The organism is Streptomyces sp. NBC_01463 (assembly GCA_036227345.1).
In the GTDB taxonomy this organism is placed as follows: domain Bacteria; phylum Actinomycetota; class Actinomycetes; order Streptomycetales; family Streptomycetaceae; genus Streptomyces.
Genome location: CP109468.1, coordinates 3,390,440 through 3,415,430, shown reverse-complemented (window position 1 = coordinate 3,415,430; position 24,991 = coordinate 3,390,440). Strand labels below are relative to the sequence as shown.

General features: G+C 71.8%; 25 protein-coding genes. 9 read left to right on the top strand and 16 right to left on the bottom strand.

The window, feature by feature from the left end; genetic code table 11:
* Positions 1-17: 17 nt before the first annotated feature.
* Genes OG521_14915 through afsQ1 form a run of 3 tightly spaced genes read right to left on the bottom strand, consistent with a single transcriptional unit; the run spans position 18 to position 2,844 of the window.
* Complete coding sequence (locus OG521_14915; GenBank protein ID WUW22013.1) at positions 18-635, bottom strand: hypothetical protein; 618 nt, start codon at positions 633-635, stop codon at positions 18-20.
* Complete coding sequence (locus tag OG521_14910) at positions 632-2,170, bottom strand: HAMP domain-containing histidine kinase (GenBank protein WUW22012.1); 1,539 nt, start codon at positions 2,168-2,170, stop codon at positions 632-634. The genes OG521_14915 and OG521_14910 overlap by 4 nt, the downstream gene beginning before the upstream one ends.
* Complete coding sequence (afsQ1, locus tag OG521_14905; GenBank protein WUW22011.1) at positions 2,167-2,844, bottom strand: two-component system response regulator AfsQ1; 678 nt, start codon at positions 2,842-2,844, stop codon at positions 2,167-2,169. The genes OG521_14910 and afsQ1 overlap by 4 nt, the downstream gene beginning before the upstream one ends.
* A gap of 192 nt (positions 2,845-3,036) precedes the next feature.
* Between afsQ1 and OG521_14900 the strand changes: the two genes are divergently transcribed.
* A complete protein-coding gene (locus OG521_14900) occupies positions 3,037-3,801 on the top strand; it encodes a SigE family RNA polymerase sigma factor (GenBank protein WUW22010.1) in 765 nt (254 codons plus the stop codon).
* Between the two features lie 319 nt (positions 3,802-4,120).
* On the opposite strand, the gene OG521_14895 is transcribed toward OG521_14900, so the two are convergent.
* Entirely contained in the window at positions 4,121-4,843 is a 723-nt protein-coding gene (locus OG521_14895) for a uridine kinase (GenBank protein ID WUW22009.1), read from the bottom strand.
* 76 nt (positions 4,844-4,919) lie between these two features.
* On the opposite strand from OG521_14895, the gene OG521_14890 reads away from it, so the two are divergent.
* Positions 4,920-5,336 (top strand): hypothetical protein, encoded by a 417-nt coding sequence (locus OG521_14890; GenBank protein WUW22008.1) that lies wholly within the window; start codon positions 4,920-4,922, stop codon positions 5,334-5,336.
* 57 nt (positions 5,337-5,393) lie between these two features.
* Here OG521_14890 and OG521_14885 read toward each other — a convergent pair whose 3' ends face one another.
* From OG521_14885 to deoC, 3 genes are read right to left on the bottom strand one after another with little or no spacing between them, the layout of a single operon-like run.
* Positions 5,394-6,290 carry an aldehyde dehydrogenase family protein gene (locus OG521_14885; protein WUW22007.1) on the bottom strand — a complete coding sequence of 299 codons (897 nt, stop codon included), beginning with the start codon at positions 6,288-6,290 and terminating at the stop codon, positions 5,394-5,396.
* Positions 6,280-7,719, bottom strand: a complete 1,440-nt coding sequence (locus tag OG521_14880; protein WUW22006.1) for an aldehyde dehydrogenase family protein — start codon at positions 7,717-7,719, stop codon at positions 6,280-6,282. Before OG521_14880 ends, OG521_14885 begins: the two co-directional genes overlap by 11 nt.
* 5 nt (positions 7,720-7,724) lie before the next feature.
* Complete coding sequence (gene deoC, locus OG521_14875; GenBank protein ID WUW22005.1) at positions 7,725-8,672, bottom strand: deoxyribose-phosphate aldolase; 948 nt, start codon at positions 8,670-8,672, stop codon at positions 7,725-7,727.
* A 181-nt stretch (positions 8,673-8,853) separates the two neighbouring features.
* Here deoC and OG521_14870 point away from each other — a divergent pair, with 181 nt between their 5' ends.
* On the top strand, positions 8,854-9,492 hold the full coding sequence (locus OG521_14870; GenBank protein ID WUW22004.1) for a PH domain-containing protein: 639 nt from the start codon (positions 8,854-8,856) through the stop codon (positions 9,490-9,492).
* Positions 9,493-9,543: 51 nt separating this feature from the next.
* On the opposite strand, the gene OG521_14865 is transcribed toward OG521_14870, so the two are convergent.
* The 3 genes from OG521_14865 to OG521_14855 form a co-directional block, all read right to left on the bottom strand.
* Positions 9,544-11,187 (bottom strand): phospho-sugar mutase, encoded by a 1,644-nt coding sequence (locus OG521_14865; GenBank protein WUW22003.1) that lies wholly within the window; start codon positions 11,185-11,187, stop codon positions 9,544-9,546.
* Positions 11,188-11,281: 94 nt separating this feature from the next.
* Positions 11,282-12,106 carry a purine-nucleoside phosphorylase gene (locus tag OG521_14860; GenBank protein ID WUW22002.1) on the bottom strand — a complete coding sequence of 275 codons (825 nt, stop codon included), beginning with the start codon at positions 12,104-12,106 and terminating at the stop codon, positions 11,282-11,284.
* Between the two features lie 135 nt (positions 12,107-12,241).
* Positions 12,242-12,679 carry a gamma-glutamylcyclotransferase gene (locus tag OG521_14855; protein ID WUW22001.1) on the bottom strand — a complete coding sequence of 146 codons (438 nt, stop codon included), beginning with the start codon at positions 12,677-12,679 and terminating at the stop codon, positions 12,242-12,244.
* A 251-nt stretch (positions 12,680-12,930) separates the two neighbouring features.
* Between OG521_14855 and OG521_14850 the strand changes: the two genes are divergently transcribed.
* Together OG521_14850 and OG521_14845 are read left to right on the top strand one after the other, a co-directional pair.
* The gene (locus tag OG521_14850; protein ID WUW22000.1) at positions 12,931-14,370 is read left to right on the top strand and encodes an NAD(P)H-quinone dehydrogenase; all 1,440 of its coding nucleotides are present in this window, start codon (positions 12,931-12,933) and stop codon (positions 14,368-14,370) included.
* Positions 14,371-14,567: 197 nt separating this feature from the next.
* Positions 14,568-15,524 carry a DeoR/GlpR family DNA-binding transcription regulator gene (locus tag OG521_14845; GenBank protein WUW21999.1) on the top strand — a complete coding sequence of 319 codons (957 nt, stop codon included), beginning with the start codon at positions 14,568-14,570 and terminating at the stop codon, positions 15,522-15,524.
* 30 nt (positions 15,525-15,554) lie between these two features.
* Here the strand turns inward: OG521_14845 and OG521_14840 are convergent, their stop codons facing one another.
* The gene (locus OG521_14840) at positions 15,555-16,193 is read right to left on the bottom strand and encodes a TetR/AcrR family transcriptional regulator (GenBank protein WUW21998.1); all 639 of its coding nucleotides are present in this window, start codon (positions 16,191-16,193) and stop codon (positions 15,555-15,557) included.
* A gap of 171 nt (positions 16,194-16,364) precedes the next feature.
* A complete protein-coding gene (locus OG521_14835) occupies positions 16,365-18,119 on the bottom strand; it encodes a biotin/lipoyl-binding protein (protein ID WUW21997.1) in 1,755 nt (584 codons plus the stop codon).
* Between the two features lie 392 nt (positions 18,120-18,511).
* On the opposite strand from OG521_14835, the gene OG521_14830 reads away from it, so the two are divergent.
* The gene (locus OG521_14830) at positions 18,512-18,973 is read left to right on the top strand and encodes a hypothetical protein (protein ID WUW21996.1); all 462 of its coding nucleotides are present in this window, start codon (positions 18,512-18,514) and stop codon (positions 18,971-18,973) included.
* 22 nt (positions 18,974-18,995) lie between these two features.
* On the opposite strand, the gene OG521_14825 is transcribed toward OG521_14830, so the two are convergent.
* From OG521_14825 to OG521_14810, 4 genes are all read right to left on the bottom strand, one after another.
* Positions 18,996-19,613: a Maf family nucleotide pyrophosphatase gene (locus OG521_14825; protein WUW21995.1), complete on the bottom strand. Its 618-nt coding sequence runs from the start codon at positions 19,611-19,613 to the stop codon at positions 18,996-18,998.
* 24 nt (positions 19,614-19,637) lie between these two features.
* Entirely contained in the window at positions 19,638-19,766 is a 129-nt protein-coding gene (locus OG521_14820) for a hypothetical protein (GenBank protein ID WUW21994.1), read from the bottom strand.
* A gap of 66 nt (positions 19,767-19,832) precedes the next feature.
* Complete coding sequence (locus tag OG521_14815) at positions 19,833-20,039, bottom strand: acyl-CoA carboxylase subunit epsilon (GenBank protein ID WUW21993.1); 207 nt, start codon at positions 20,037-20,039, stop codon at positions 19,833-19,835.
* Between the two features lie 14 nt (positions 20,040-20,053).
* Positions 20,054-21,637, bottom strand: coding sequence for an acyl-CoA carboxylase subunit beta (locus tag OG521_14810; GenBank protein WUW21992.1), 1,584 nt, complete (start codon positions 21,635-21,637; stop codon positions 20,054-20,056).
* Between the two features lie 157 nt (positions 21,638-21,794).
* On the opposite strand from OG521_14810, the gene OG521_14805 reads away from it, so the two are divergent.
* From OG521_14805 to OG521_14795, 3 genes are all read left to right on the top strand, one after another.
* Entirely contained in the window at positions 21,795-22,697 is a 903-nt protein-coding gene (locus OG521_14805) for a biotin--[acetyl-CoA-carboxylase] ligase (GenBank protein WUW21991.1), read from the top strand.
* Between the two features lie 142 nt (positions 22,698-22,839).
* Positions 22,840-24,024 (top strand): adenylate/guanylate cyclase domain-containing protein, encoded by a 1,185-nt coding sequence (locus tag OG521_14800; GenBank protein WUW21990.1) that lies wholly within the window; start codon positions 22,840-22,842, stop codon positions 24,022-24,024.
* 76 nt (positions 24,025-24,100) lie between these two features.
* Positions 24,101-24,913 (top strand): enoyl-CoA hydratase-related protein, encoded by an 813-nt coding sequence (locus OG521_14795; GenBank protein ID WUW21989.1) that lies wholly within the window; start codon positions 24,101-24,103, stop codon positions 24,911-24,913.
* Positions 24,914-24,991 lie beyond the last annotated feature (78 nt).

The window sequence follows — 24,991 nt, the reverse complement described above, 5'->3', positions numbered from 1 at the left end:
TGTCCGCCCCGCCCCGGTCAGCGCAGTGCGACCGCGCCCCGGGTCGGGACCGCCTCCGGGCTGGCCTTCGTCTCCGCCGTGCACAGATAGCCGCGCGGCGCGTAGTTCCCCGGGCCGCCCAGCGTCACCGTGCTCCCGGGGACGAGCGCCTCGCTCTCGGCGTACGTACAGACGATCTGGGCCAGCGCCTCGGTCGGCAGGTCCTCCGGCTGCGTGCTGAGCCGCAGCGTGCCCTTGGGGTCGCCGGCGCGCGGGCCGCCCACCCGCAGCGTCTCGGGGACGTGGGTGGAGAAGCCCGCCTGCCGCTCGGCGGCGGGGGGTTCCTGCTGCAGCTGGTCCAGGAGGGCGTCGGCGATGCGGAGCCGGTCCGACGTCGACTCCTGGACCTGCACCGTGCGGTCCACGGTGAACAGGGCCGAGGCGCACACCAGATAGATCTGCACGGGGATGCCCTGCTGGGCCTGGGTGGTGATGTCCTCCGCGGGCATCGCGCACGGCACCCGCGAGGGGGCGGCGCCGGCGTCGACCGGTACCGACGTCGTTCGGATCCCGCAGCCCGTCGCCAGTACGGCGCAGAGCGCGGCGGCCGCCAGGACGGCTGCGGGGCGGCGGCCCCGGTGTTCGCTGGGCGTCACGTCGCGTCGTCCTCCTCGTCCGGGATCTGTGCGTCGTGACCCTCGGTGGTGCGGTTCAGTGTCTCTGCGTCGCGCGGCAGCCGCAGGACGAACACCGCGCCGTCGCCGTCCGGGGAGTTCGCCGCGGTGATGTCGCCGCCGTGGATGTGCGCGTTCTCCATGGCGATCGACAGCCCGAGACCGCTGCCCTCGGAGCGCGGCCGGGAGGCGCTGGCCTTGTAGAAGCGGTCGAAGACGTGCGGCAGCACGTCCTCGGGGATGCCCGGCCCGTGGTCGCGCACCTCGATGAGGAGATCGTCGCCCTCGGTCCGTACGGCGACCCGGACCGGCGATCCGCCGTGCTTCAGCGCGTTGCCGATCAGATTGGCCAGGATCACGTCGAGCCGGCGCGGATCGAGGTGGACCATCATGCCGCGCTCGGCGTCCAGGTCGACCGCGTCCAGCCAGGCCCGGGCGTCGATGCACGCGGTCACCTGGTCGGCGACGTCGACGGTGTCGAGGACCAGCCGGGCCGTGCCCGCGTCGAAGCGGGTGACCTCCATCAGGTTCTCCACCAGGTCGTTGAGGCGCCGGGTCTCGCTGACCACGAGGTGCACGGCGGGCGCGATCATCGGGTCCAGGCTGTCGGCCTCGTCCTCCAGCACCTCGGCGACCGCGGTGATCGCGGTGAGCGGGGTGCGCAGTTCGTGCGACATGTCGGCGACGAAGCGGCGGCTGGACTCCTCCCGCGCGCTCATGTCCGCGACCTTCTTCTCCAGCGAGCTCGCCGTTCTGTTGAACGTACGCGAGAGGTCGGCCAGTTCATCGGTGCCGGACACCACGAGCCGGGTGTCCAGCTTGCCCTCGCCGAGCTTGCGGGCGGCGTCGCCCAGCCGTTGCACCGGGCGCAGCACCGTCGTCGCCGCGGCCTGCGCGAGCAGCGCGGAGCCGACCAGGGCCAGCGCGGTGGCGATCCCCAGTGACCAGGCGAGGGAGTTGAGGTCCTGCCGTTCCTGGTCGAGCGACTTGAGCATGTAGCCGGTCGGGCCACCGCCGATGATCTTCGTGCCGGCCACGAGGTACGGCGTGCCGCGGATCGAGGTGCGCTGCCAGAACAGGTGGTAGGGGTACTTGTTGCCCGTCTTGACCGTCTGCTTCCGGTTGACCTGCTCCTGCAGCGACAACGGCACGTTGTCGAGCGTGAACGTGTCCAGGTCGGAGTTGCCGACGATCGGCTTGCCGGTGTCGCGCTCGTCGATCAGCAGCACGCTGTATCCGGGACTGCTGCTCGCTATCTGCACGGCTGCGGTCTGCAGTTCGTCCTTGGTCGGACCGAGCGGCAGCGAGGCCGCGCGGGCCTGCATCTCCTGACGGAAGTCCCCGAGCGCGGAGTCCTGCGTACGGGTCAGCACCGCCTCGCGGTTCAGCCAGTACGCGATCCCCGACGCGGACACCGCGGCGGTCAGGGCGACCAGGGCGAACACGACGACGAGCCGCAGCCGCAGGCTGGTCCAGCGGAGCCCGGCGAGCAGGCTCCGCCGCACAGCCGTGCTCACTGCGGCGAGTCCAGCCGGTATCCCACGCCCCGCACGGTACGGATCAGGGTCGGCGAGGACGGTACGTCCTCCACCTTCGCGCGCAGCCGCTGGACACAGGCGTCCACCAGCCGGGAGTCACCGAGGTAGTCGTGTTCCCAGACCAGGCGCAGCAATTGCTGCCGGGACAGGGCCTGGCCAGGCCGTCGGCTCAGTTCCAGCAGGAGTCGCAGCTCGGTCGGCGTGAGCTGCAGGTCCTCGCCGTTCTTGGTGACGGTCATGGCGGACCGGTCGATGACCACGCTGCCGAAGGTCGCGGAGTCCGTGGACTCGCGCTCGCCCCGGCGCAGCACCGCGCGGATGCGGGCGTCGAGCACCCGGCCCTGTACGGGTTTCACCACGTAGTCGTCGGCACCGGACTCCAGACCGACCACGACGTCGATGTCGTCGCTCCGGGCGGTCAGCAGGATGATCGGCAGCTGGTCGGTGCGCCGGATGCGCCGGCACACCTCGAAACCGTCGATCCCGGGCAGCATCACATCCAGTACGACCAGGTCGGGCCGCTGCTCGCGCAGCAGGTTGAGGCCGTCCTCTCCCGTCGCCGCGGTGGCCACACGGTGGCCCTGGCGTGACAGCGAGAGTTCGAGGGCCGTGCGGATGGCGTCGTCGTCCTCGATCAGCAACAGGAAAGGCACGCTGGTCATTCTGACCCATGGGGGAGCCCTAGTTCGACAGTTGGTCCCCTCTCATGCATCCGGCACCCCCGTTTCGTGTTGCCGCCGGGCCCTGTGACAGGTCTGTGACAGTCGGCGGACAGGGCCATGAAATCGCCCCGGCAAGCTCGTTGACACAAGGAACGGACGGACTCCACCGACGGGGGGCGCGAGATGAACAACGCAACGCACGGCATCAGCACCAGCGCAGTTGTCACGCGTCTCCACGACGTCGGCCGGAGCACCGAGAAGTCCGGCGCCGCAGTGAACGGGCGGGGGTGCGTTCGTGGCGCCGGGCGTCAGCACCCGTCATTCATGACGGTGGTCGACGCGTCCGCACCCACGGGGGCGGGCAACGGGGGAAGCGCGTACGGGGAGGTCACGGGGGAGCGGAAGGGCCCGGCGGGGGCCGAGGACGCCGAAGCGGCGTTCACGGCCTACGTCCGGGAGCGCCGCGCCTCCCTGTACGCCACCGCCTACCACCTGACCGGTGACCGGTTCGAGGCCGAGGATCTGCTGCAGAGCGCCCTCTTCTCGACGTACCGGGCGTGGGACCGGATCAGCGACAAGGCGGCGGTCGGCGGGTATCTCCGCCGCACCATGACCAATCTGCACATCAGCGCCTGGCGCAGGCGCAAGCTGAACGAATACCCGACCGAGGAGCTGCCGGAGACGGCGGGCGACACGGACGCGATGCGCGGTACGGAGCTGCGCGCCGTGCTCTGGCAGGCGCTGGCGCGGCTGCCCGAGACGCAGCGCACGATGCTGGTCCTGCGCTACTACGAGGGCCGCACGGACCCGGAGATCGCGTCCATCCTCGACATCAGTGTCGGCACGGTGAAGTCCAGCATCTGGCGGTCGCTCCGCCGGCTGCGTGAGGACGAGGTCCTCAGCTTCGGCCGTGACGAGGAGGAGTCCTTCGGCGAGCTGGTGGCCTGAGGCTACGGGGGGATACGGGGGCGGGGCCGCTGCTTCGGGGGAGGCGGTGGCGTACGGGGGTACGGGGGAGCACGGGGGTACGGGGAAGCTGAAGGGTCGGACGGGCCGGGGGGTCCTGTCCGGCCCTTCGGCGTGTGCGCGGGGGTCCGGGGCGCGGGCTGTCCGGGGGCGCTGCCCCCGGAGGACCCCCGCTCCTCTAATCGCCGGAGGGGCTTCACATGCCGCCTGAGCCCGGTTTTCACCCGGGAGCGGCTTGGATGGCCGCCTGAGCCCGGTTTTCACCCGGGAGCGGCTTGGATGGCCGCCCGGGCCCGGTCTCTCAGTCGACGGAAGGGCTTGCCTTCGCCGGGGTCGGGGCCGGGGTGCGGCATCTGCCCGCTGCTGCGGCGGCCAGGCGGCCCAGGGCCTCGGCCTTGTTGCAGGGGTGGGCTCCCAGTTCTGCCTGGCGGGCCACGATTCTGCGTTCGGTCCGCATCAGGCGCCATCCCCGCCGCAGCAGGAACGGCACCGACTTGCGGCCTTCCCGCAGGTCGCGCAGCAGCCGGCGGCGGAACGTCGTCGACGGGCGGCCGCGCAGGCACAGCGCGTCGGCCAGTACGCCCAGCGACTGGCACCGTTCGACGATGTCCGCGGCGAAGATCCCCTCGGCCACGAAGAGCGGGGTGCGCTCGATGTGGAAGCCCTCGTGCCCGATCCGGGAGCTGGTGGCGATGTCGTACACCGGGACGTCCGTGCGGCCGGTACGGCACAGGTCCGTGATCGCGGCGACCGCCGCATCGGCGTCCCAGGACCGGGCGGAGTCCCAGTCGATGTCCGTACTGCCGGTCACGAGAGGCAGCGTGGGGTCGCCCGCCTCCTTGTAGAAGTCGTCCAGCCGCAGCACCGGAAGACCGGTGCGGGCGGCGAGGGAGGACTTGCCGGAGCCGGAGGGGCCGGCCAGCAGGACGACGCGGCTCGAAATCGCTTGGGAACTCACAGAACACGAGTGTGAGGCATTGACCCGCACAGGGGATCCCCCGGAGGTCGTGTTGGTATCCAGCATCACACCTCAACTACGCTACGCACTCAACCGATTACTCGACCGATGGTCCGATCGGCCCGAACCAGGTGGGAAATTCATGGCACGTCACGCACTTTCCAAGTCCCGGCGCCGCACACTGCTGCGGGCCGGGCTGACCGTCACCGCGGTGGGCGCCGCGCTCGGTGCGGGGGGTGCGGCGGCCCAGGCGGCGCCGCTGCCCCTCGTGCAGGCGACGGGGACCGACAGCACCCTCGGCGAGGCCGGTGAGGCGGCCGGTGGCGCGGTCACCGGGGCGCTCGGCCACTCGCTCGACAGCGGCATCGCCCCCGTGACGCACCTGCGGCTCGACCCGCTGGCCGGCACGGGCGTGGACCCGCTGGACAACGCGGTGGGCACGCAGGTGGCCGACTTCAAGCCCGTCTCCACCGCCTCGCTCACCGACCCGGTGACCGACGGCGGCGCGCTGAAAGACCTGCCCGTGGTGGGTCAGGTCACCGGTCTGCTGCACGGCTGACACGGAGGCGGCCCGTGTCCCGGAGATCCCGGGGCGCGGGCCGCCGTCCTGTCCGGGTCAGTACGAGGAGCCCGACACGCCCAGCGCGCCCGTCGGGTGCCAGACCGTCTTGGTCTCCAGGAACGCCGTCAGACGGCGGGTGCCCGGGTCCGCCGACCAGTCGTCGCCGTCCACGGCCTGTGGGCGCGCGACGCGCTTGAGGTTGTCGGCCGCCGCGATCTCCAGCTCCTTGGCCAGCTCCGCGTCCGCCCCCGTCAGGTCGATGCCGTTCACGTCCTGGTGCGAGGCGAGCGGCGTGGCGATCTCCGCGGTCTTCCCGGACAGGATGTTGACCACACCGCCCGGCAGGTCCGAGGTGGCCAGCACCTCGCCCAGCGACAGCGCGGGCAGCGGGGACCGCGCCGAGGCCACCACGACCGCGGTGTTGCCGCTCGCGATCACCGGGGCGACCACCGAGACCAGGCCCAGGAACGAGGACTCCTGCGGGGCGAGGACGGTCACCACGCCGGTCGGCTCGGGGGTCGAGAGGTTGAAGAACGGTCCCGCGACCGGGTTCGCCCCGCCCACGATCTGGGCGATCTTGTCCGTCCAGCCCGCGTACCAGACCCAGCGGTCGACCGCCGCGTCCACGACGGCCGCGGCCTTGGACTTCGACAGCCCCTCGGCCTCCGCGACCTCCCGGACGAACTGGTCCCGGCGGCCCTCCAGCATCTCGGCGACGCGGTAGAGGACCTGGCCGCGGTTGTACGCGGTCGCGCCCGACCAGCCGCCGAACGCCTTGCGGGCGGCCACGACGGCGTCCCGCGCGTCCTTGCGGGAGGACTGGGGCGCGTTCGCCAGCCACTTGCCCTTGGAGTCGGTCACCTCGTACAACCGGCCGCTCTCGGAGCGGGGGAACTTGCCCCCGACGTACAGCTTGTAGGTCTTGAAGACGCTCAGACGGTTATCGGACATCGAGGTACGCCTCCAGGCCGTGACGGCCGCCTTCGCGGCCGAAGCCCGACTCCTTGTATCCGCCGAACGGCGAGGTCGGGTCGAACTTGTTGAACGTGTTGGCCCAGACGACACCCGCCCGGAGCTTGTTCGCCACCGCGAGGATGCGGGAGCCCTTCTCCGTCCAGATGCCGGCCGAGAGGCCGTACTGGCTGTTGTTGGCCTTGGCGACCGCCTCGTCCGGCGTACGGAACGACAGCACCGACAGCACCGGTCCGAAGATCTCGTCGCGGGCGACGGTGTGCGCCTGGGTGACGCCGGTGAACAGCGTCGGCGCGAACCAGTAACCGGCGGACGGCAGCTCGCACGGCGCCGACCAGCGGTCCGCGCCCTCGGCCTCGCCGGTCTCGACTAGCGCGGTGATCCGGGAGAGCTGCTCCGCGGAGTTGATCGCGCCGATGTCGGTGTTCTTGTCCAGCGGGTCGCCCAGGCGCAGCGTGGACAGCCGGCGCTTGAGGGCGTCCAGCAGTTCGTCCTCGATGGACTCCTGGACCAGGAGGCGCGAGCCCGCGCAGCAGACCTGGCCCTGGTTGAAGAAGATGCCGGTGACGATGCCCTCGACGGCCTGGTCGATGGGGGCGTCGTCGAAGACGATGTTGGCGCCCTTGCCGCCCAGCTCCAGGGTGGCCTTCTTGTCCGTGCCCGCGATCTGGCGGGCGATGGCCTTGCCGACCGCGGTCGAACCGGTGAAGGCGACCTTGTTGACGTCCGGGTGCGAGACCAGTGCCTCGCCGGCGTCCCCGTACCCCGTCAGGATGTTGACGACGCCCCTGGGCAGGCCGGCCTGGCGGCAGATGTCCGCGAAGAAGAGGGCGGAGAGCGGGGTCGTCTCGGCCGGCTTCAGCACCACCGTGTTGCCGGTGGCGAGCGCCGGGGCGATCTTCCACGCGAGCATCAGGAGCGGGAAGTTCCACGGGATGATCTGGCCGGCGACGCCGAGCGGGCGCGGGTTCGCGCCGTAGCCCGCGTGGTCCAGCTTGTCGGCCCAGCCCGCGTAGTAGAAGAAGTGCGCGGCGACCAGCGGGAGGTCCGCGTCGCGGGTCTCCTTGATCGGCTTGCCGTTGTCGAGCGTCTCGAGGACGGCGAGCTCGCGGCTGCGCTCCTGGATGATCCGGGCGATCCGGAAGAGGTACTTGGCGCGCTCGGAGCCGGGCAGCGCCGACCACTTCTCGAACGCGCGGCGGGCCGCCTTCACGGCCCGGTCCACGTCCTCGGCGCCGGCCCGCGCGACCTCGGAGAGGACCTCCTCGGACGACGGGCTGACCGTCTTGAAGACCTGGCCGTCGGCGGCGTCGGTGAACTCGCCGTCGATGAACAGGCCGTAGGAGGGGGCGATGTCGACGACGGAACGGGACTCCGGCGCCGGTGCGTACTCGAATGCAGATGCCATGGGAATCAGTCCACCGTCACGTAATCGGGGCCGGAGTAACGGCCGGTGCTGAGCTTCTGGCGCTGCATCAGCAGGTCGTTCAGCAGGCTGGAGGCGCCGAAGCGGAACCAGTGGTTGTCCAGCCAGTCCTCGCCCGCCGTCTCGTTCACCAGGACGAGGAACTTGAGGGCGTCCTTGGAGGTGCGGATGCCGCCGGCCGGCTTCACGCCGATCTGGACGCCGGTCTGCGCCCGGAAGTCGCGCACCGCCTCCAGCATCAGCAGGGTGTTCGCAGGGGTGGCGTTGACCCCGACCTTGCCGGTCGACGTCTTGATGAAGTCCGCGCCCGCCAGCATCCCGAGCCAGGAGGCCCGCCGGATGTTGTCGTACGTGGACAGCTCGCCGGTCTCGAAGATCACCTTGAGGCGGGCCGTCCCGCACTCCGCCTTCACGGCGAGGATCTCCTCGTACACCTTCAGATAGCGGCCGGAGAGGAACGCGCCCCGGTCGATCACCATGTCGATCTCGTCCGCCCCGGCGGCCACGGCGTCGCGGACGTCCGCGAGCTTCACGGCGAGTGCGGCACGGCCGGCGGGGAAGGCCGTCGCGACGGACGCCACCTTCACACCTGAGCCGGCCAGCGCGGCGACGGCGGTCGCCGCCATGTCGGGGTAGACGCAGACGGCCGCGGTGCGCGGCGTCGTGCGGTCGGTGGGGTCGGGATGGACGGCCTTGGCGGCGAGCGCGCGGACCTTGCCCGGAGTGTCCGAGCCTTCCAGCGTCGTCAGGTCGATCATCGAGATGGCCAGGTCGATGGCGTACGCCTTGGCCGTCGTCTTGATCGAACGGGTTCCGAGCGAGGCGGCGCGCGCTTCGAGGCCGACGGCGTCGACGCCGGGCAGCCCGTGCAGGAAGCGGCGCAGCGCACCGTCGGACGCCGTCGCGTCGGCGAATGCGGGTGCAGTGGTGGGCATGGTCACCAGAGGAGCATATCTACGCGCGTAGCGGCCTGTACAGGGGCCCAGGCCGTTCGTGCATCGCGCGGTGCCCGGCCGCGGCGCGCGCACCCGCCCGGAACGGGCCCGGCGGGCGTCCGTACGCGTGTCCGGGCGGGCGCCCCCGCGTTCCGTGACCGCGTCAGGCAGAATCGGGCTCATGACGAGCCCCACGCCGCCCTCCGAGCCCACCTACGCCGACCGGACGTTCCGGTCGCCCGCCGGGCTGGTCGGGGGCGCCCTGCTGCTCCTGCTCATCTGCTGGATCGGCGGCGACGCGGCCGTCCGGGGCGAGGGCCGCGTGCCGTGGCTGGCGCTGGCCGGGCTGCTGACCGTGGTGCCGCTCGTGGTCGCCTTCACCCTGCGGCCGGTGGTCTTCGCCAACGACCAGCGCATCCGGATCCGCAACCCGTTCCGGACGATCACGCTCCCGTGGACCGATGTCGCGGACGTCCGGGCCGGGTACTCGAGCGAGCTCCTCACCCGGGCCGGCGAGAAGTTCCAGCTCTGGGCGGTCCCGGTGTCGCTCCGGCAGCGCAAGAAGGCCGCCCGCCACCAGACCCAGCAGTCGATGGACGACCCGTACCGCAGGACGTCCGTCACCGCCGACGTGCGCGACACGAAGGCCCGGGTGGCGGCCGCGGACCAGACGGTGGTCGACCTGCGGGAGCTCGCCGAGCGCGCGGGCGAGAAGCCCGTCGAGGGAGCCCCGGCCAGGTCGGTCCGCTGGGCGTACGAGGTGATCGCGCCGGCCGCGGTGGGCGCGGTGCTGCTGGTGGTGCTGGGCGCGATCGGCTGACGGCCGCTCCCGGCCGTGCTGCGGGCGACGGCCGTCGCCCGCAGCCCCGGGTCAGATCCCGGCCGCGGCCGACAGGTCCCGCTTGATGCCGGACAGCAGCTCCGCGCCCCGCGCACGGGCCGCTGGCAGCTCGCCGGCCGAGCCGACCGGCACCACGACCTCCAGGTAGCACTTGAGCTTCGGCTCGGTGCCGCTCGGGCGGACGATCACCCGCGCGCCCTCCAGGTGGTAGCGCAGGCCGTCGGTGGGCGGCAGCAGCCCGGTGCCGTGCGACAGGTCCTCGGCCGAGGTGACGGCCAGGCCCGCCATCGCGGTCGGCGGCTGCTCGCGCAGGCGCCGCATGGCGTCCGCGATGACGGACAGGTCCTCGACCCGGACGGACAGCTGGTCGGTGGCGTGCAGTCCGTGCTCGACCGCGAGGTCGTCCAGCAGGTCCAGGAGCGTACGGCCCTGTTCCTTCAGTACGGAGGCCAGTTCGGCGACCAGGAGCGCGGCCGTGATGCCGTCCTTGTCGCGGACGCCGTCCGGGTCGACGCAGTAGCCGAGCGCCTCCTCGTAGCCGTACCGCAGGCCCTCCACACGGGCGATCCACTTGAAGCCGGTCAGCGTCTCCTCGTAGCCGAGGCCCGCCTTTTCGGCGATCCGGCCGAGGAGGGACGAGGACACGATCGACTCGGCGAACACGCCGGTGACACCGCGTCCCACGAGGTGGGCGGCGAGCAGCGCGCCGACCTCGTCGCCGCGCAGCATCCGCCAGCCGCCGTCCGCCGCCGGGTCCGGGACGGCGACGGCGCAGCGGTCGGCGTCCGGGTCGTTGGCGATGACGAGGTCCGGGTCCGAGCGGCGCGCGGTGGCGAACGCGAGATCCATCGCGCCGGGCTCCTCCGGATTGGGGAAGGCGACGGTGGGGAACGCGGGGTCGGGCTCGGCCTGTTCGGCGACGAGGACCGGGGCGGGGAAGCCGGCCCGGTCGAAGGCGGCGGTGAGCACGGAGGTGCCGACGCCGTGCATGGCCGTGTACACGACGCGGGCCGTGCGCGGCGAGCCGGTGGCCAGGACCGCGTCCGTACGCTCCAGGTAGGCGGCCAGGACCTCGTCGCCGAGGGTCTCCCAGCCGTTGCCGGGGCGGGGCACGGTGTCCAGCGGGCCGACCGCGGCGATGGCGGCGGCGATCTCGCCGTCGGCGGGCGGCACGATCTGCGAGCCGTCGCCGAGGTAGACCTTGTAGCCGTTGTCGCGCGGCGGGTTGTGGCTGGCGGTGACCTCGACGCCCGCGACGGCGCCCAGATGCCGTATGGCGAACGCGAGTACGGGGGTGGGGAGCGGGCGGGGGAGGACCGTGGCCCGCAGACCGGCGCCGGTCATCACGGCGGCCGTGTCCCGGGCGAAGTCGGTGGACTTGTAGCGGGCGTCGTAGCCGATGACGACGAGGCCGCCCGCCTGCCCCTGGTCCTTCAGGTACGCGGCGAGCCCGGCGGCGGCGCGGATGACGACGGCGCGGTTCATCCGCATCGGTCCGGCGCCGATCTCGCCGCGGAGTCCGGCGGTGCCGAACTGGAGCGTGCCGGCGAACCGTGCGTCGAGCTCGTCGAGGTCCTCGGCGTCGATGAGCTTCGCGAGCTCGTCGCGCGTCTCGGGATCGGGGTCCTCGGCGAGCCAGGTCCTGGCCCGGCCGATGAGGTCCTGCGTCGTCACGGTGTCCGCCTTCCTAGTGGTGGAATCAAGCCCCTCCGGCGATTGAGGAGCGGGGCTACGGGGGCGGCGCCCCCGTAGAGGCGCCGCCCACCGGTCAGATCCGGTCCAGGACCCTCGCCAGCAGCGAGCCCATCCGGGTCGCCGAGTCGCGCCCCGCCTGGAGCACCTCTTCGTGGTTGAGCGGCTCCCCGCTCAGCCCCGCCGCCAGGTTCGTCACCAGGGAGAGGCCCAGCACCTCGGCGCCCGCCTCGCGGGCCGCGATGGCCTCCAGCACGGTGGACATGCCGACGAGGTCGCCGCCCATCACCCGGACCATGTTGATCTCGGCGGGCGTCTCGTAGTGCGGGCCGGGGAACTGCACGTACACACCCTCTTCGAGGGTCTCGTCGATCTCCTTGCACAGCGCGCGCAGCCGCGGCGAGTACAGGTCGGTCAGGTCGACGAAGTTGGCGCCGATGATCGGCGACGCCGCCGTGAGGTTGATGTGGTCACTGATCAGGACCGGCTGCCCCGGGCGCATGCCCTCGCGCAGTCCGCCGCAGCCGTTCGTCAGCACGACGGTCTTGCAGCCCGCGGCCACGGCGGTACGCACCCCGTGCGCCACGGCGGCGACGCCGCGGCCCTCGTAGTAGTGCGTACGGCCCAGGAAGACCAGGGCGCGCTTCTCGCCGATGAGGTACGAGCGGATCGTGCCGCCGTGCCCCGCGACGGCGGGAGCGGGGAAACCGGGCAGGTCCGTCACCGGGAACTCGGCCTCCGGAGTGCCGAGCGCATCGCCGGCCGGCGCCCAGCCGGAGCCCATCACGAGGGCGACGTCGTGGGTCTCGGCACCGGTCAGCTCGCGCAGGCGGGCGGCGGCGTCGGCAGCGGCGGCGTGCGGGTCGCCCTGGATGTGGTCCGGAATAACTGATGCGTTCACGCGGATGAGCGTAACCGCTGAATCCCTACGCGCGTAGATGCTCCCGTACAGAGTCTGCCCGCGTTCGTTTGTGTGTTCCCACAGCAAGGCGCGGACAGCCCCGGGAAAGGGCAGATCAGCGCGGGTCCCCGGCGGTCAGCAGGGGCGCTTGCGGAGTTCCATCACATAGTCGTGCGGCGCGCCCGCGGAATCGGCCGCGTCCGCGATCTCGCCGAGGTAGCGGGCGGAGGGCAGGCCGCCCTCGTAGCCGTTCAGGACGTACATCCAGGCCGGCTCCTCGCCGTCCAGGGTGTGCACGCGGACCCGCATGCGCCGGTAGATGTCCAGGCCGACGCCCTCCCAGCGGTCCATGGAGTCCTCGTCCATCGGCGCCAGGTCGTAGAGGGCCACGAACACCTGGGAGCGGGGCGCCTCGACCACGGTGGCCAGCGCGCCTTCCCAGCCCATCTGCTCGCCGCCGAACGTCAGCCGCCAGCCGTTCAGCCAGCCGGTGCCGCGCAGCGGGGAGTGCGGTGCGCGGCGCGTCATCAGCCGCGCGTCGAGGTTGCCGGCGTACGCGGCGTAGAGCGACATGGGGTCGAGGGTACGGGAGGTGGCACCGTGAACGTCGGTTCCGGTGCGGAAGACAGCCGTCCGGGACGCCGGATTCACCGTCCGCATTCCGTGCCACGGGCGCCCCGGTGCCCGTATGGAGGGCCCCGGGGCGAAGCACCTTGGCGCGTGCGGGACAATGAAGTACGTACTGCATTCCCCCGGGGCGGCCCCCCGGACCCCGGCCGGGACAGCAGACGGCCGTGGGACGAGAAACGCGAGGCGGACTTTTCGTGACCCGGATCGTGATCATCGGCGGCGGACCCGGCGGGTACGAGGCGGCATTGGTGGGCGCCCAGCTCGGCGCGGAGGTGACCGTCGTCGACTGTGACGGCCTCGGCGGCGCGTCCGTGCTCACCGACTGCGTGCCCTCGAAGACCCTGATCGCGACGGCAGAGGTGATGACCACCTTCGACTCCTCGTACGAGGAGCTCGGCATCATCGTCGCGGACGACACGCCGCACATAGAGCAGGCGGCGCGGGTGGTCGGCGTGGACCTGGGCAAGGTCAACCGGCGGGTGAAGCGCCTCGCGCTCGCCCAGTCCCACGACATCACCGCCTCCGTCACCCGTGCGGGTGCACGCGTGATGCGCGGGCGCGGCCGGCTGGAGGGCCTCCAGGCCGCCGACGGCTCCCGCAAGGTCGTCGTCACCGCGGCCGACGGCACCGAGGAGACCCTCACCGCCGACGCCGTGCTGATCGCCACCGGCGGCCACCCCCGGGAGATCCCGGACGCGCTGCCCGACGGTGAGCGGATCCTGAACTGGACCCAGGTCTACGACCTCGACGAGCTCCCCGACGAGCTCATCGTCGTCGGCTCCGGTGTCACCGGCGCCGAGTTCGCCGGCGCCTACCAGGCCCTCGGCTCCCGCGTCACCCTCGTCTCGTCCCGCGACCGGGTGCTGCCGGGCGAGGACCCGGACGCGGCCGCCGTCCTGGAGGACGTCTTCCGCCGCCGCGGCATGAACGTGATGGCCCGCTCCCGCGCCCAGTCCGCCAAGCGCGTCGGCGACCGGGTCGAGGTGACCCTCGCCGACGGCCGGGTCATCTCCGGCTCGCACTGCCTGATGGCGGTCGGCGCGATCCCGAACAGCGCGGGCATGGGCCTGGAGGAGGCCGGGGTCCGGCTCAAGGACTCGGGCCACATCTGGACCGACAAGGTCTCCCGCACCAGCGCGCCCGGCGTCTACGCGGCCGGTGACGTCACCGGGATCTTCGCCCTCGCCTCGGTCGCCGCCATGCAGGGCCGTATCGCGATGTACCACTTCCTCGGTGACGCGGTCGCCCCGCTGAACCTGAAGACGGTCTCGTCGAACGTCTTCACCGACCCCGAGATCGCCACGGTCGGCTACACCCAGGCCGACGTCGACGGCGGCAAGATCGACGCCCGGGTCGTCAAGCTGCCGCTGCTGCGCAACCCGCGCGCCAAGATGCAGGGCATCCGGGACGGCTTCGTCAAGATCTTCTGCCGGCCCGGCACCGGCATCGTGGTCGGCGGCTGTGTCGTCGCCCCGAAGGCCAGCGAGCTGATCCACCCCATCTCGATCGCGGTCGACAACAATCTGACCGTGGAACAGATCGCAAACGCCTTCACTGTGTACCCGTCCCTGTCGGGATCGATCGCGGAAGTGGCACGTCAGTTGCACACCCGGAAGCAGTCGGGTGAGGGGTAACCCCTCCCGGGGAGCGCCCGCAACCCGGCATTCCCCGGCAACTCCCGGCAACTCAGGCGGTCCGCCGACCGCCGTTCGATCAGTACGGAACAACAACGGGGCCGCCTATACCACTTGGCGGCCCCTTGTGTGTACAACTTCTGTTATTCGGCGCAAACAGCTGAAAACGCTCGGGCGGTCACGTTACTGTCAGTTTTGTGTTCGCTGCAGAACGTCGTCAGTTGATCCTCGAAATGGTGCGCGCCAACGGGGCGGTATCGCTCCGTGAGCTCGCCCGCGTCGTCCAGACCTCCGAAGTGACCGTACGGCGGGACGTGCGGGCACTGGAGGCAGAAGGACTCCTCGACCGCCGGCACGGCGGTGCGGTTTTGCCGGGCGGTTTTACGCGGGAGTCCGGCTTTCCGCAGAAATCCCATCTCGCCACCGCGGAGAAAACGGCCATCGCCGACCTGGCCGCCGGTCTCGTCGAAGAGGGCGAGGCCATTGTGGTCGGCGCCGGTACGACCACGCAGGAGCTGGCCCGCCGGCTCGCGCGGGTCCCCGGTCTGACCGTGGTGACCAATTCACTGCTGGTCGCCCAGGCGTTGGCCCATGCCAACCGGGTGGAAGTGGTGATGACCGGGGGCACCCTGCGCGGTTCCAACTACGCCCTGGTGGGCAGTGGGGCCGAGCAGTCGCTCCAGGGGCTGCGGGTCTCGCGCGCCTTCCTGTCCGGGAGCGGGCTCACCGCCGAACGCGGACTCTCCACGTCCAACATGCTCTCCGCGAGCGTGGACCGGGCGCTGGTGCAGGCCGCGGGGGAGGTGGTGGTCCTCGCCGACCACACCAAGCTCGGCTCCGACACCATGTTCCAGACCGTGCCGACGGATCTCATCACCCGTCTGGTCACGGACGAACCGGCCGGTCACGACGACCGGGCGGCCGCGGAGCTGCAGGCCCTGGCGGACCAGGGGGTGCAGATCGCGGTGGCCGGCGCGGGTACGGGGCCGGCTTCGGTCGATGCCGCACCGCCGGGCCGTGGCGTCGCCCGGCGCGACATGCCCCTGCCGGGGCAGCGGCGGACGCATGCGCAGCAGTTGCGGGGGGCGGCGGTGCTGGCTGACCAGGGTGGTCAGGGGGATCGGGCGCGGGTCGCCGACCTGCGTCGGCGGTAGCCGGGGGCTCTGCCCCCGGACCCCCGCTCCTCAATCGCCGGAGGGGCTGGATGAGCCGGAGGGGCTTGATGGGCCGGAGGTGCTCAGGCCCAGCAGGGTCAGGCTCAGCAGTCTGCCCGGCAGCCCCGGATCGTCCGGGGACTGTTCGGCCGCCAGCGCGATCGCCTTCGTCAGCTGCATCAGGTCGTCGATGGACACGTCCGCGCGCACCGAGCCGCTCAGCTGGGCCCGGGCCAGCAGGACCGAACCCGCCTCGCGCAACGGCACATTGCACGGCGACAGGGCCGAGGTCTCGTCCCGGCACGTCGACATGAGCGCCTGGGCCAGCCCGTGGTACTCACCCGCATGAGTGATGAGCGCACCCAGCCACTCCACCAGACCGGTGCACGGCTGCTCCGCGTCGGCCAGTTCGCGGGAGCGGGCGATCAGGGAGGCCACCGCCTCCTGGAAGACCGCGCTCATCAGCGCGTGCCGGGTCGGGAAGTGGCGGTACAGCGTGCCGATGCCCACGCCGGCCCGCCGTGCGACGTCCTCCAGGGACGCGTCGGTGCCGTGCTCCGCGAAGGCCCCGCGCGCTTCGGTCAGCAGCCGGTCGTAATTGCGGCGCGCGTCGGCGCGCATGGGCCGGTCCGGCGTGCGGGCCGGTGTCCGTGCCGTGCTCATCGACATTGCGCAGTCCTCCCTGTTTCCGCCCGGGGGTCCAGGATGCCATCGCGCAACCGGAGGTGCCCTCCGTAATGCCGGGAGCCTGGGCCCCGCCGCCCCATGACCGGCGCCCCGGTCACGTCCTATGACATGAGCGGGGCGCCGGTGAGCGGGAGGGGCGGCCGAGCCCCGGGATCAGTCCTTGATCTCGCAGATGACGGCGCCGGAGGACACCGAGGTGCCGACCTCGGCGGCGAGGCTCTTGACCGTGCCGGCGCGGTGCGCGTTGAGGGGCTGCTCCATCTTCATGGCCTCCAGGACGACGATCAGGTCGCCTTCCTTGACCTCCTGGCCCTCCTCGACGGCGATCTTCACGATCGTTCCCTGCATCGGGGAGGCGAGGGTGTCGCCGGAGGCCGCGGAGCCGGACTTCTTCGCCGCGCGGCGCTTGGGCTTGGCGCCCGCCGCGAGTCCCGTACGGGCCAGGCTCATGCCCAGCGACGAGGGCAGCGAGACCTCAAGACGCTTGCCGCCGACCTCGACGACGACCGTCTCGCGGCCGGACTCCTCGTCCGCGTCCGTGTCGGCGGGTACGGCGAACGGCTTGATCTCGTTGACGAACTCCGTCTCGATCCAGCGGGTGTGGATGCGGAACGGGTCGGCGGTGAACGCGGGGTCGGCGACGACGGCGCGGTGGAAGGCGATGGCGGTGGCCATGCCCTCCACGGTGAACTCGGCCAGGGCGCGGGCCGCGCGCTGGAGCGCCTGCTCGCGCGTCGCGCCGGTCACGATCAGCTTGGCGAGCAGGGAGTCCCAGGCCGGGCCGATCACACTGCCGGTCTCGACGCCCGCGTCGAGGCGGACACCGGGACCGCTCGGCGGGCTGAAGAGGGTGACGGTGCCGGGGGCGGGCAGGAAGCCGCGGCCCGGGTCCTCGCCGTTGATCCGGAACTCGAAGGAGTGACCGCGCATCGCGGGGTCGTCGTAGCCGAGCTCCTCGCCGTCGGCGATGCGGAACATCTCGCGCACGAGGTCGATGCCGGTGACCTCTTCGGTGACCGGGTGCTCGACCTGGAGGCGGGTGTTGACCTCCAGGAAGGAGATCGTGCCGTCGGTGCCGACGAGGAACTCGACCGTGCCGGCGCCGACGTAGCCGGCCTCCTTGAGGATCGCCTTCGACGCCGCGTACAGCTCCGCGTTCTGCGCCTCGGACAGGAAGGGGGCCGGGGCCTCCTCCACGAGCTTCTGGTGGCGGCGCTGGAGGGAGCAGTCGCGGGTGGAGACGACGACCACGTTGCCGTGGGTGTCGGCCAGGCACTGGGTCTCCACGTGGCGGGGCTTGTCGAGGTAGCGCTCGACGAAGCACTCCCCGCGGCCGAACGCGGCGACGGCCTCACGGACCGCGGAGTCGTACAGCTCCGGGATCTCCTCCAGCGTGCGGGCGACCTTGAGTCCGCGTCCGCCACCGCCGAAGGCTGCCTTGATCGCGATCGGCAGACCGTGTTCCTTCGCGAAGGCGACGACCTCGGCGGAGCCTTCGACCGGGTCGGGGGTGCCCGCGACGAGCGGGGCGCCGGCGCGCTGGGCGATGTGACGGGCGGCGACCTTGTCACCGAGGTCCCGGATCGCCTGCGGCGGCGGACCGATCCACGTCAGCCCGGCATCCAGCACGGCCTGGGCGAACTCGGCGTTCTCCGAGAGGAAGCCGTAACCCGGGTGGATCGCGTCCGCCCCGGAGTCCTTGGCAGCCTGGAGCACCTTGGCCATGTCCAGATAGCTGGCGGCCGGGGTGTCACCGCCCAGCGCGAATGCCTCGTCGGCCGCACGCACATGCAGAGCGTCGCGGTCCGGGTCTGCGTAGACGGCCACGCTCCCGATACCCGCATCCCGGCAAGCGCGGGCAACACGGACAGCAATTTCGCCACGGTTGGCGATGAGCACCTTGCGCACGATGGCTCCCTCCTTGAAACAAGCTGAGTTTAGGGACAACCGACACGGCCTTACGACCCGTCCCCAATGGTGAGCTTGCCCACACGGAGTGTGATGCGAGGCTTGCTCGAGTCGCGAAATCCCTTGTGGCACCACGGTACGCCGGGATTCATAACCGCACAGTAGCCACGAGGTGTGGTCCAGGTCTCTGTCGGTACGGGCAGCGACGCCCGGTGTTTCTTTGTGGACTTCCTACTAAGCGGCGTCACATTCTTTGCCCGACGCACGAGGGCTCGTACAAGGGGGGCGCACTCCTGGGGCGGACGGGGGCGCGAAGACCGGTCGAACCCCTTGTCCGGAGCATTACCCGTTAGTAGGGTCCGCGCTATCGCACGTACTGCAGGTAACAGGGGGTGAGCGCCGTGGTGCGCAGGCCGGTGGCAGTCATAGCCGCGCTGGTGCTGTTCGCGGAGGCCGTGGGCATCGTGATCATCAACGTGGTCCTGGGGACGGTGGTGAAGAACCAGGACATGTCCCTGGCGGGCACGGACCCCGGCGTCATGTCCAAGGGCACCTGGGTGCTGGGCGGCGTCTCCGGACTGTTCCTGGTCCTGTGCGGCGTGCTGCTCCTGCTGACCGGCATCCGCGACCGGGCCCCGGGCCGCGCCGCCCGCATCGTGCTCATCTGCTGCGCCGTCATCCACGGTGTGCTGGGCGCGCTGACGGTCGGTCTGGTCGGCTGGACGGCCTTCGTGTTCATGATGGTGGTGCTCGGCCTGATCGTGCTGACGCTGGTGGCGTACGGCTCCGCGGACGAGGCGCCGGCCGCCGCCGCCGCCGAGCCCGAGCAGCCCGCGCCCCCGGCCCCCGCCTGACCCGGGAACCGGCCCGCCGGCCTCAGACCCAGAGGTCGGTGACCTGGATCCCCAGCTCGCCCAGCAGCCGGCGCAGCAGCGGCAGCGAGAGCCCGATGACATTGCCCGGGTCGCCGTCGATGGAGTCCACGAACGGGGCCGACCGCCCGTCGAGGGTGAAGGCACCTGCGACGTGGAGCGGTTCGCCGGAGGCCACGTAGGCGGCGACCTCGGCGTCCGTCGGCTCGCCGAAGCGCACCGTCGTGGACGCCGTCGCGGAGGCGGTGCGCCCGCTCGCGGTGTCGATCACGCTGTGCCCCGTCTGCAGGACCCCGGCGCGCCCCCGCATCGACTTCCAGCGGGCCGTGGCCTCCTCGGCGTCGGCGGGCTTGCCGAGCGCCTCGCCGTCCAGTTCGAGCACCGAGTCGCAGCCGATGACCAGTGCGCCCGCGGCCTCCGGGCGCCCCGCCACGGCGGCGGCCTTGGCCCGGGCCAGCACGAGGGCGAGCTCGGCCGGTGTGGGGGCGCTCAGCGCGTCCTCGTCGACCCCGCTGACGATCACCTCGGGCGCGAACCCCGCCTGCCGCAGCAGGCCGAGCCGGGCGGGTGACTGCGAGGCGAGTACGAGGCGACGGGATGCGGGATCAGTCATGGGCGCCATCGTACAAAGCGGGCCCCGGACCCCTCATCGGGTCCCGAGCGCGAACATCGCGACCACCATGGCCAGCGCGAGCACGAGTCCCACGCGACGCATCATGTCCTGGGCGTCGCGCAGTTCCTTCGGCGGCTTGTTCTCAGGATCGGACCACAACATGATCCGATCCTGCTGCGGATGCGGTGGCGGCGCCTGAGTACGCGTACTCAACCGCCGCCGCACGCCCTACCCGGGCCAGTACGTGCGCGCCCAGGCGCGCGGCCCCGGCAGGTGGTGGCCGCGCCGGGCCAGCCGGCCGGGGTCGGACCACTGGGCGGGCAGCTCCGGTGCGCCGGACGACACGGCGGACGCCGCAGCGGCGCGCGCCCGGACCACCGCCAGTGCGGCGGCCAGCTCCTCCGGGGTCGGGTTGCCCCGTACGACCTTGATCATGGCCAGGACCCTTTCTAGAGGGGGATGTTGCCGTGCTTCTTCGGGGGCAGCGACTCCCGCTTGGTGCGCAGCTGCCGCAGCCCCTTCACCACCTGGGCGCGGGTCTCGTGCGGCATGATCACCGCGTCGACGTAACCGCGCTCGGCCGCCACGTACGGGTTGAGGAGCGCGTCCTCGTAGTCCGCCATCAGCTCGGCGCGGGTGGCGTCCTGATCCTCGGCGGCGGCGATCGTGCGGCGGTGCAGGATGTTGACGGCGCCCTGCGCGCCCATGACGGCGATCTGTGCGGTCGGCCAGGCGACGTTGATGTCGGCGCCCAGGTGCTTGGAGCCCATGACGTCGTACGCCCCGCCGAACGCCTTGCGGGTGATCACCGTGATCAGCGGGACGGTCGCCTCCGCGTACGCGTAGATCAGCTTGGCGCCGCGGCGGATGATGCCGCCGTACTCCTGGTCGACACCCGGCAGGAAGCCCGGCACGTCGACGAACGTCAGCACCGGCACGTTGAACGCGTCACACGTGCGGACGAACCGGGCCGCCTTCTCGCTCGCGTTGATGTCCAGACAGCCGGCGAACTGCATCGGCTGGTTGGCGACGATGCCGACCGGATAACCCTCCACGCGGCCGAAGCCGGTGAGGATGTTCGGCGCGAACAGGGCCTGGGTCTCCAGGAATTCGCCGTCGTCCAGCACGTGCTCGATCGCGGTGTGCATGTCGTACGGCTGGTTCGCCGAGTCCGGGATCAGCGTGTCGAGTTCGCGGTCCTCGTCGCTCACCGCGAGGTCCGCCTCCTCCGGGAAGGCCGGGGCCTCCGAGAGGTTGTTCGACGGGAGGTAGGAGAGCAGCGACTTGACGTACTCGATGGCGTCCTTCTCGTCGCCCGCCATGTGGTGGGCCACACCCGAGGTGGTGTTGTGGGTGCGCGCGCCGCCGAGCTCCTCGAAGCCGACGTCCTCGCCGGTGACCGTCTTGATGACGTCGGGTCCGGTGATGAACATGTGCGAGGTCTGGTCGACCATGACCGTGAAGTCGGTGATCGCGGGGGAGTAGACCGCGCCGCCCGCGCACGGTCCGACGATCAGCGAGATCTGCGGGATCACACCCGATGCGTGCACGTTGCGGCGGAAGATCTCCGCGAAGAGGCCGAGTGCCGCGACACCCTCCTGGATGCGCGCACCGCCGCCGTCGTTGATGCCGATGACCGGACAGCCGGTCTTCAGCGCGAAGTCCATCACCTTGACGATTTTCTCACCGTAGACCTCGCCGAGCGAGCCGCCGAAGATGGTGAAGTCCTGCGAGTACACACAGACGGGGCGGCCGTCGACCGTGCCGTAGCCGGTGACGACACCGTCCCCGTACGGCCGGTTCTTCTCGATGCCGAAGTTCGTCGAACGGTGCCGGGCGAATTCGTCGAGCTCCACGAAGGAACCCTCGTCGAGCAGCAGATCGACCCGCTCGCGCGCGGTCAGCTTGCCCTTCGCGTGCTGCTTCTCCACCGCGCGGGCGGAACCCGCGTGGGTCGCCTCGTCGATACGGCGCTGCAGGTCCGCGAGCTTGCCCGCGGTGGTGTGGATGTCGGTCTCTTCCGGCTCGGACATCGGGTGGCGGCTCCCTGCCTGGTCACGGGGACGACTGCGCTGCTGATCAGCGGATGAACGGCTGAGGGTCCGCAGCGCCGAACGGCTACTGATCCGTAGCGTATCGGCGCGGATACCGTTCGGCAGTGCGTCGTTTGACACACCTAGGGTGGCTTGCATGACACCTTCGGATGCGCCACAGAGCCGTTGGTCGGACCTGGACCGGCCGCCCCTGAACGTCCCCGCGCTGCGCCGCGGGCTCCTCGTGCCGGGCGGGCTGTGGACCGCCCTGGACGTCGTCGACAGCACCGGCTCCACCAACTCCGATCTCGCGGCGCGCGCGGCCTCCCTCACGGAGGGCACCGTCCTGGTCGCGGAGGAGCAGACCGCGGGCCGCGGACGCCTGGACCGGACCTGGACCGCCCCGGCCCGCTCCGGCCTGTTCTTCTCCGTCTACCTGACGCCCGGCGCCGTACCGGTACAGCGCTGGGGCTGGCTGCCGCTGCTCGCCGGGGTCGCAGCGGCGACGGGCCTGGCGCGCTCGGCGGGCGTCGACACCGCGCTCAAGTGGCCCAACGACCTGCTCGTCACCGTCCCCAAGGGCTCCGACGAGCTCCGTCCAGGGGAGACCCCACCCGGCGAGGAGCGCAAGACGGGCGGCATCCTCGCCGAGCGGGCCGGCGACGGCGTCGTCATCGGCATCGGACTCAACGTCTCCCTGCGCCAGGACGAGCTGCCCGCACCCACCGCCGCCTCGCTCGCCCTGGCCGGAGCGGTCTCCACCGACCGCGAGACGCTGCTCCGGGGCGTGCTGCGCTCGCTGGAGCAGTGGTACGGGCAGTGGCGCGCGGCCGACGGCGACGCGGCGGCGAGCGGGCTGCAGGAGGCGTACGCGGCGGGCTGCGCGACCCTGGGCCGGACCGTACGGGCCCAGCTGCCCGGCGACCGCACGCTCACCGGGGAGGCGGTGGCGATCGACGGGGACGGGCGCCTGGTCCTGTCCACCGGCGACGGCCTGCGCGAACCGGTGTCGGCGGGCGACATCGTGCACCTGCGAGGGGCGGCGGGCGGGCTGACCTGAGCGGCGGCCGACCCGGCGCCACGCCACGAACCGTCCGGGTAACGCCTCGACGACGTGAGGTAGGGCACACCTGCCGTATCGTTGAGGCGATCCACCGACAGATCGGCAGGGCAGTGCGCAGGGAACGGGCAGGAGGCGGCTGGTGACCGTCGACGACACGACCTCCGGCGCGGGCGACGAGCCCTCGTCGGACTCCTCGGTCCACGCGACACCGCATCACGAAGTCGACCACACGGCCGAGCCGACCGACGACCCCCTCGCGATCAGGCTGGAACAGCTGATCCTGGGCGCCGACCGGCGCTACACCCCGTTCCAGGCGGCCCGCACCGCGGGCGTCTCGATGGATCTCGCGTCCCGGTTCTGGCGGGCCATGGGCTTCGCCGACATCGGCCAGGCCAAGGCGCTGACCGAGGCGGACGTGCTGGCGCTGCGCCGGCTGTCCGGTCTGGTCGAGGCCGGGCTGCTCAGCGAGCCGATGGCGATCCAGGTGGCCAGGTCGACCGGGCAGACCACCGCCCGGCTGGCGGAATGGCAGATCGACTCGTTCCTGGAGGGCCTCACCGAGCCGCCCGAGCCGGGCATGACCCGGACCGAGGTCACGTATCCCCTGATCGAACTGCTGCTGCCGGAGCTGGAGGAGTTCCTGGTGTACGTGTGGCGGCGCCAGCTCGCCGCCGCCACCGGCCGGGTCGTGCAGGCGGCGGACGACGAGGAGATGGTCGACCGGCGCCTGGCCGTCGGCTTCGCCGACCTCGTCGGCTTCACCCGGCTGACCCGCCGGCTGGAGGAGGAGGAGCTCGGCGAGCTCGTCGAGTCCTTCGAGACCACCTGCGCCGACCTCGTCGCCGCGCACGGCGGCCGGCTCATCAAGACCCTCGGCGACGAGGTCCTCTTCGCCGCCGACGACGCGGGCACCGCGTCCGAGATCGCGCTGCGCCTGGTCGAGGCCATGACGCTGGACGAGACGATGCCGGCACTGCGCGTCGGCATCGCGTTCGGCACGGTCACCACCCGGATGGGCGATGTCTTCGGCACCACGGTGAACCTCGCTAGCCGGCTGACGTCGATAGCTCCGAAGGACGCCGTCCTGGTGGACGGGGCGTTCGCCGAGGAGCTGACCAGGACCGGGGACGCGCCGGTCTCCGAGGCCCAGGCCGCGGAGGACGCGGCGGCCGCCGCCGAGCGGGCCGAGAAGGCGCGCGCGGACGGCGAGGAGCCGCCCCCGCTGCCGAGGTACCGCTACGGGCTGCAGCCGATGTGGCAGCGCCCGGTGCGCGGACTCGGCATCGTCGAACCCTGGCTGCTGGCCCGTCGCGGCACGTCCTGACCGCCCCCTGACCTCCTGCGGGGGCGGAGCCCTAGGATCCCTCCGGTAACGCTCGTTAACCGACAGGGGTGCAGCCATGACCGTCACGTCCGAGCAGCGGTTCGGGGAGTTCGTCGTCGTACGCGGCCACGAGGGCCTGGAGCACGTCGCCGAGCTGGTGCTCGACCGGCCCGGGGCCATGAACGCGGTGTCCACGGACATGGCCCGCTCGATCGCCGCCGCCTGCGCCGCGCTCGCCGCCGACCCCGACGTCCGGGTCACCGTCCTCACGTCCAGCCACGAGCGGGCCTTCTGCGTGGGCGCGGACCTCAAGGAGCGCAACTCCTTCACCGACGCCGACCTGGTGCGCCAGCGGCCGACCGCACGGGCCGCCTACACCGGCGTGCTCGAACTGCCGATGCCGACGATCGCCGCGGTGCACGGCTTCGCGCTCGGCGGCGGGTTCGAGCTGGCCCTGTCCTGCGATCTGATCGTCGCCGACGGGACCGCGCTGGTGGGGCTGCCCGAGGTGTCGGTCGGGGTCATCCCGGGCGGCGGCGGCACCCAGCTGCTGCCGCGCCGGATCGGGGCGGCGCGCGCCGCCGAGCTGATCTTCACCGCCCGCCGGGTGGCGGCGGACGAGGCGCGGGAGCTGGGTCTGGTCGACGAGCTGGTCGCGGACGGCGAGGACCGGACCGAGGCGCTGGCGCTCGCCGGGCGGATCGCGGCGAACTCCCCGGTGGGGCTGCGGGCGGCCAAGCGGGCGCTGCGGCTCGGGCACGGGCTCGATCTGCGGGCCGGCCTCGACGTCGAGGACTCCGCGTGGCGGTCGGTGGCCTTCTCCGGCGACCGGACCGAGGGGGTGGCCGCGTTCAACGAGAAGCGGAAGCCGAACTGGCCCGGGGAGTGAGCCGATGGTGACTGTCCGTGTTCCTTCGGCGACGCACCGCGCATGATTAGGGCTGCAAACTGATCAAATCATCACAAA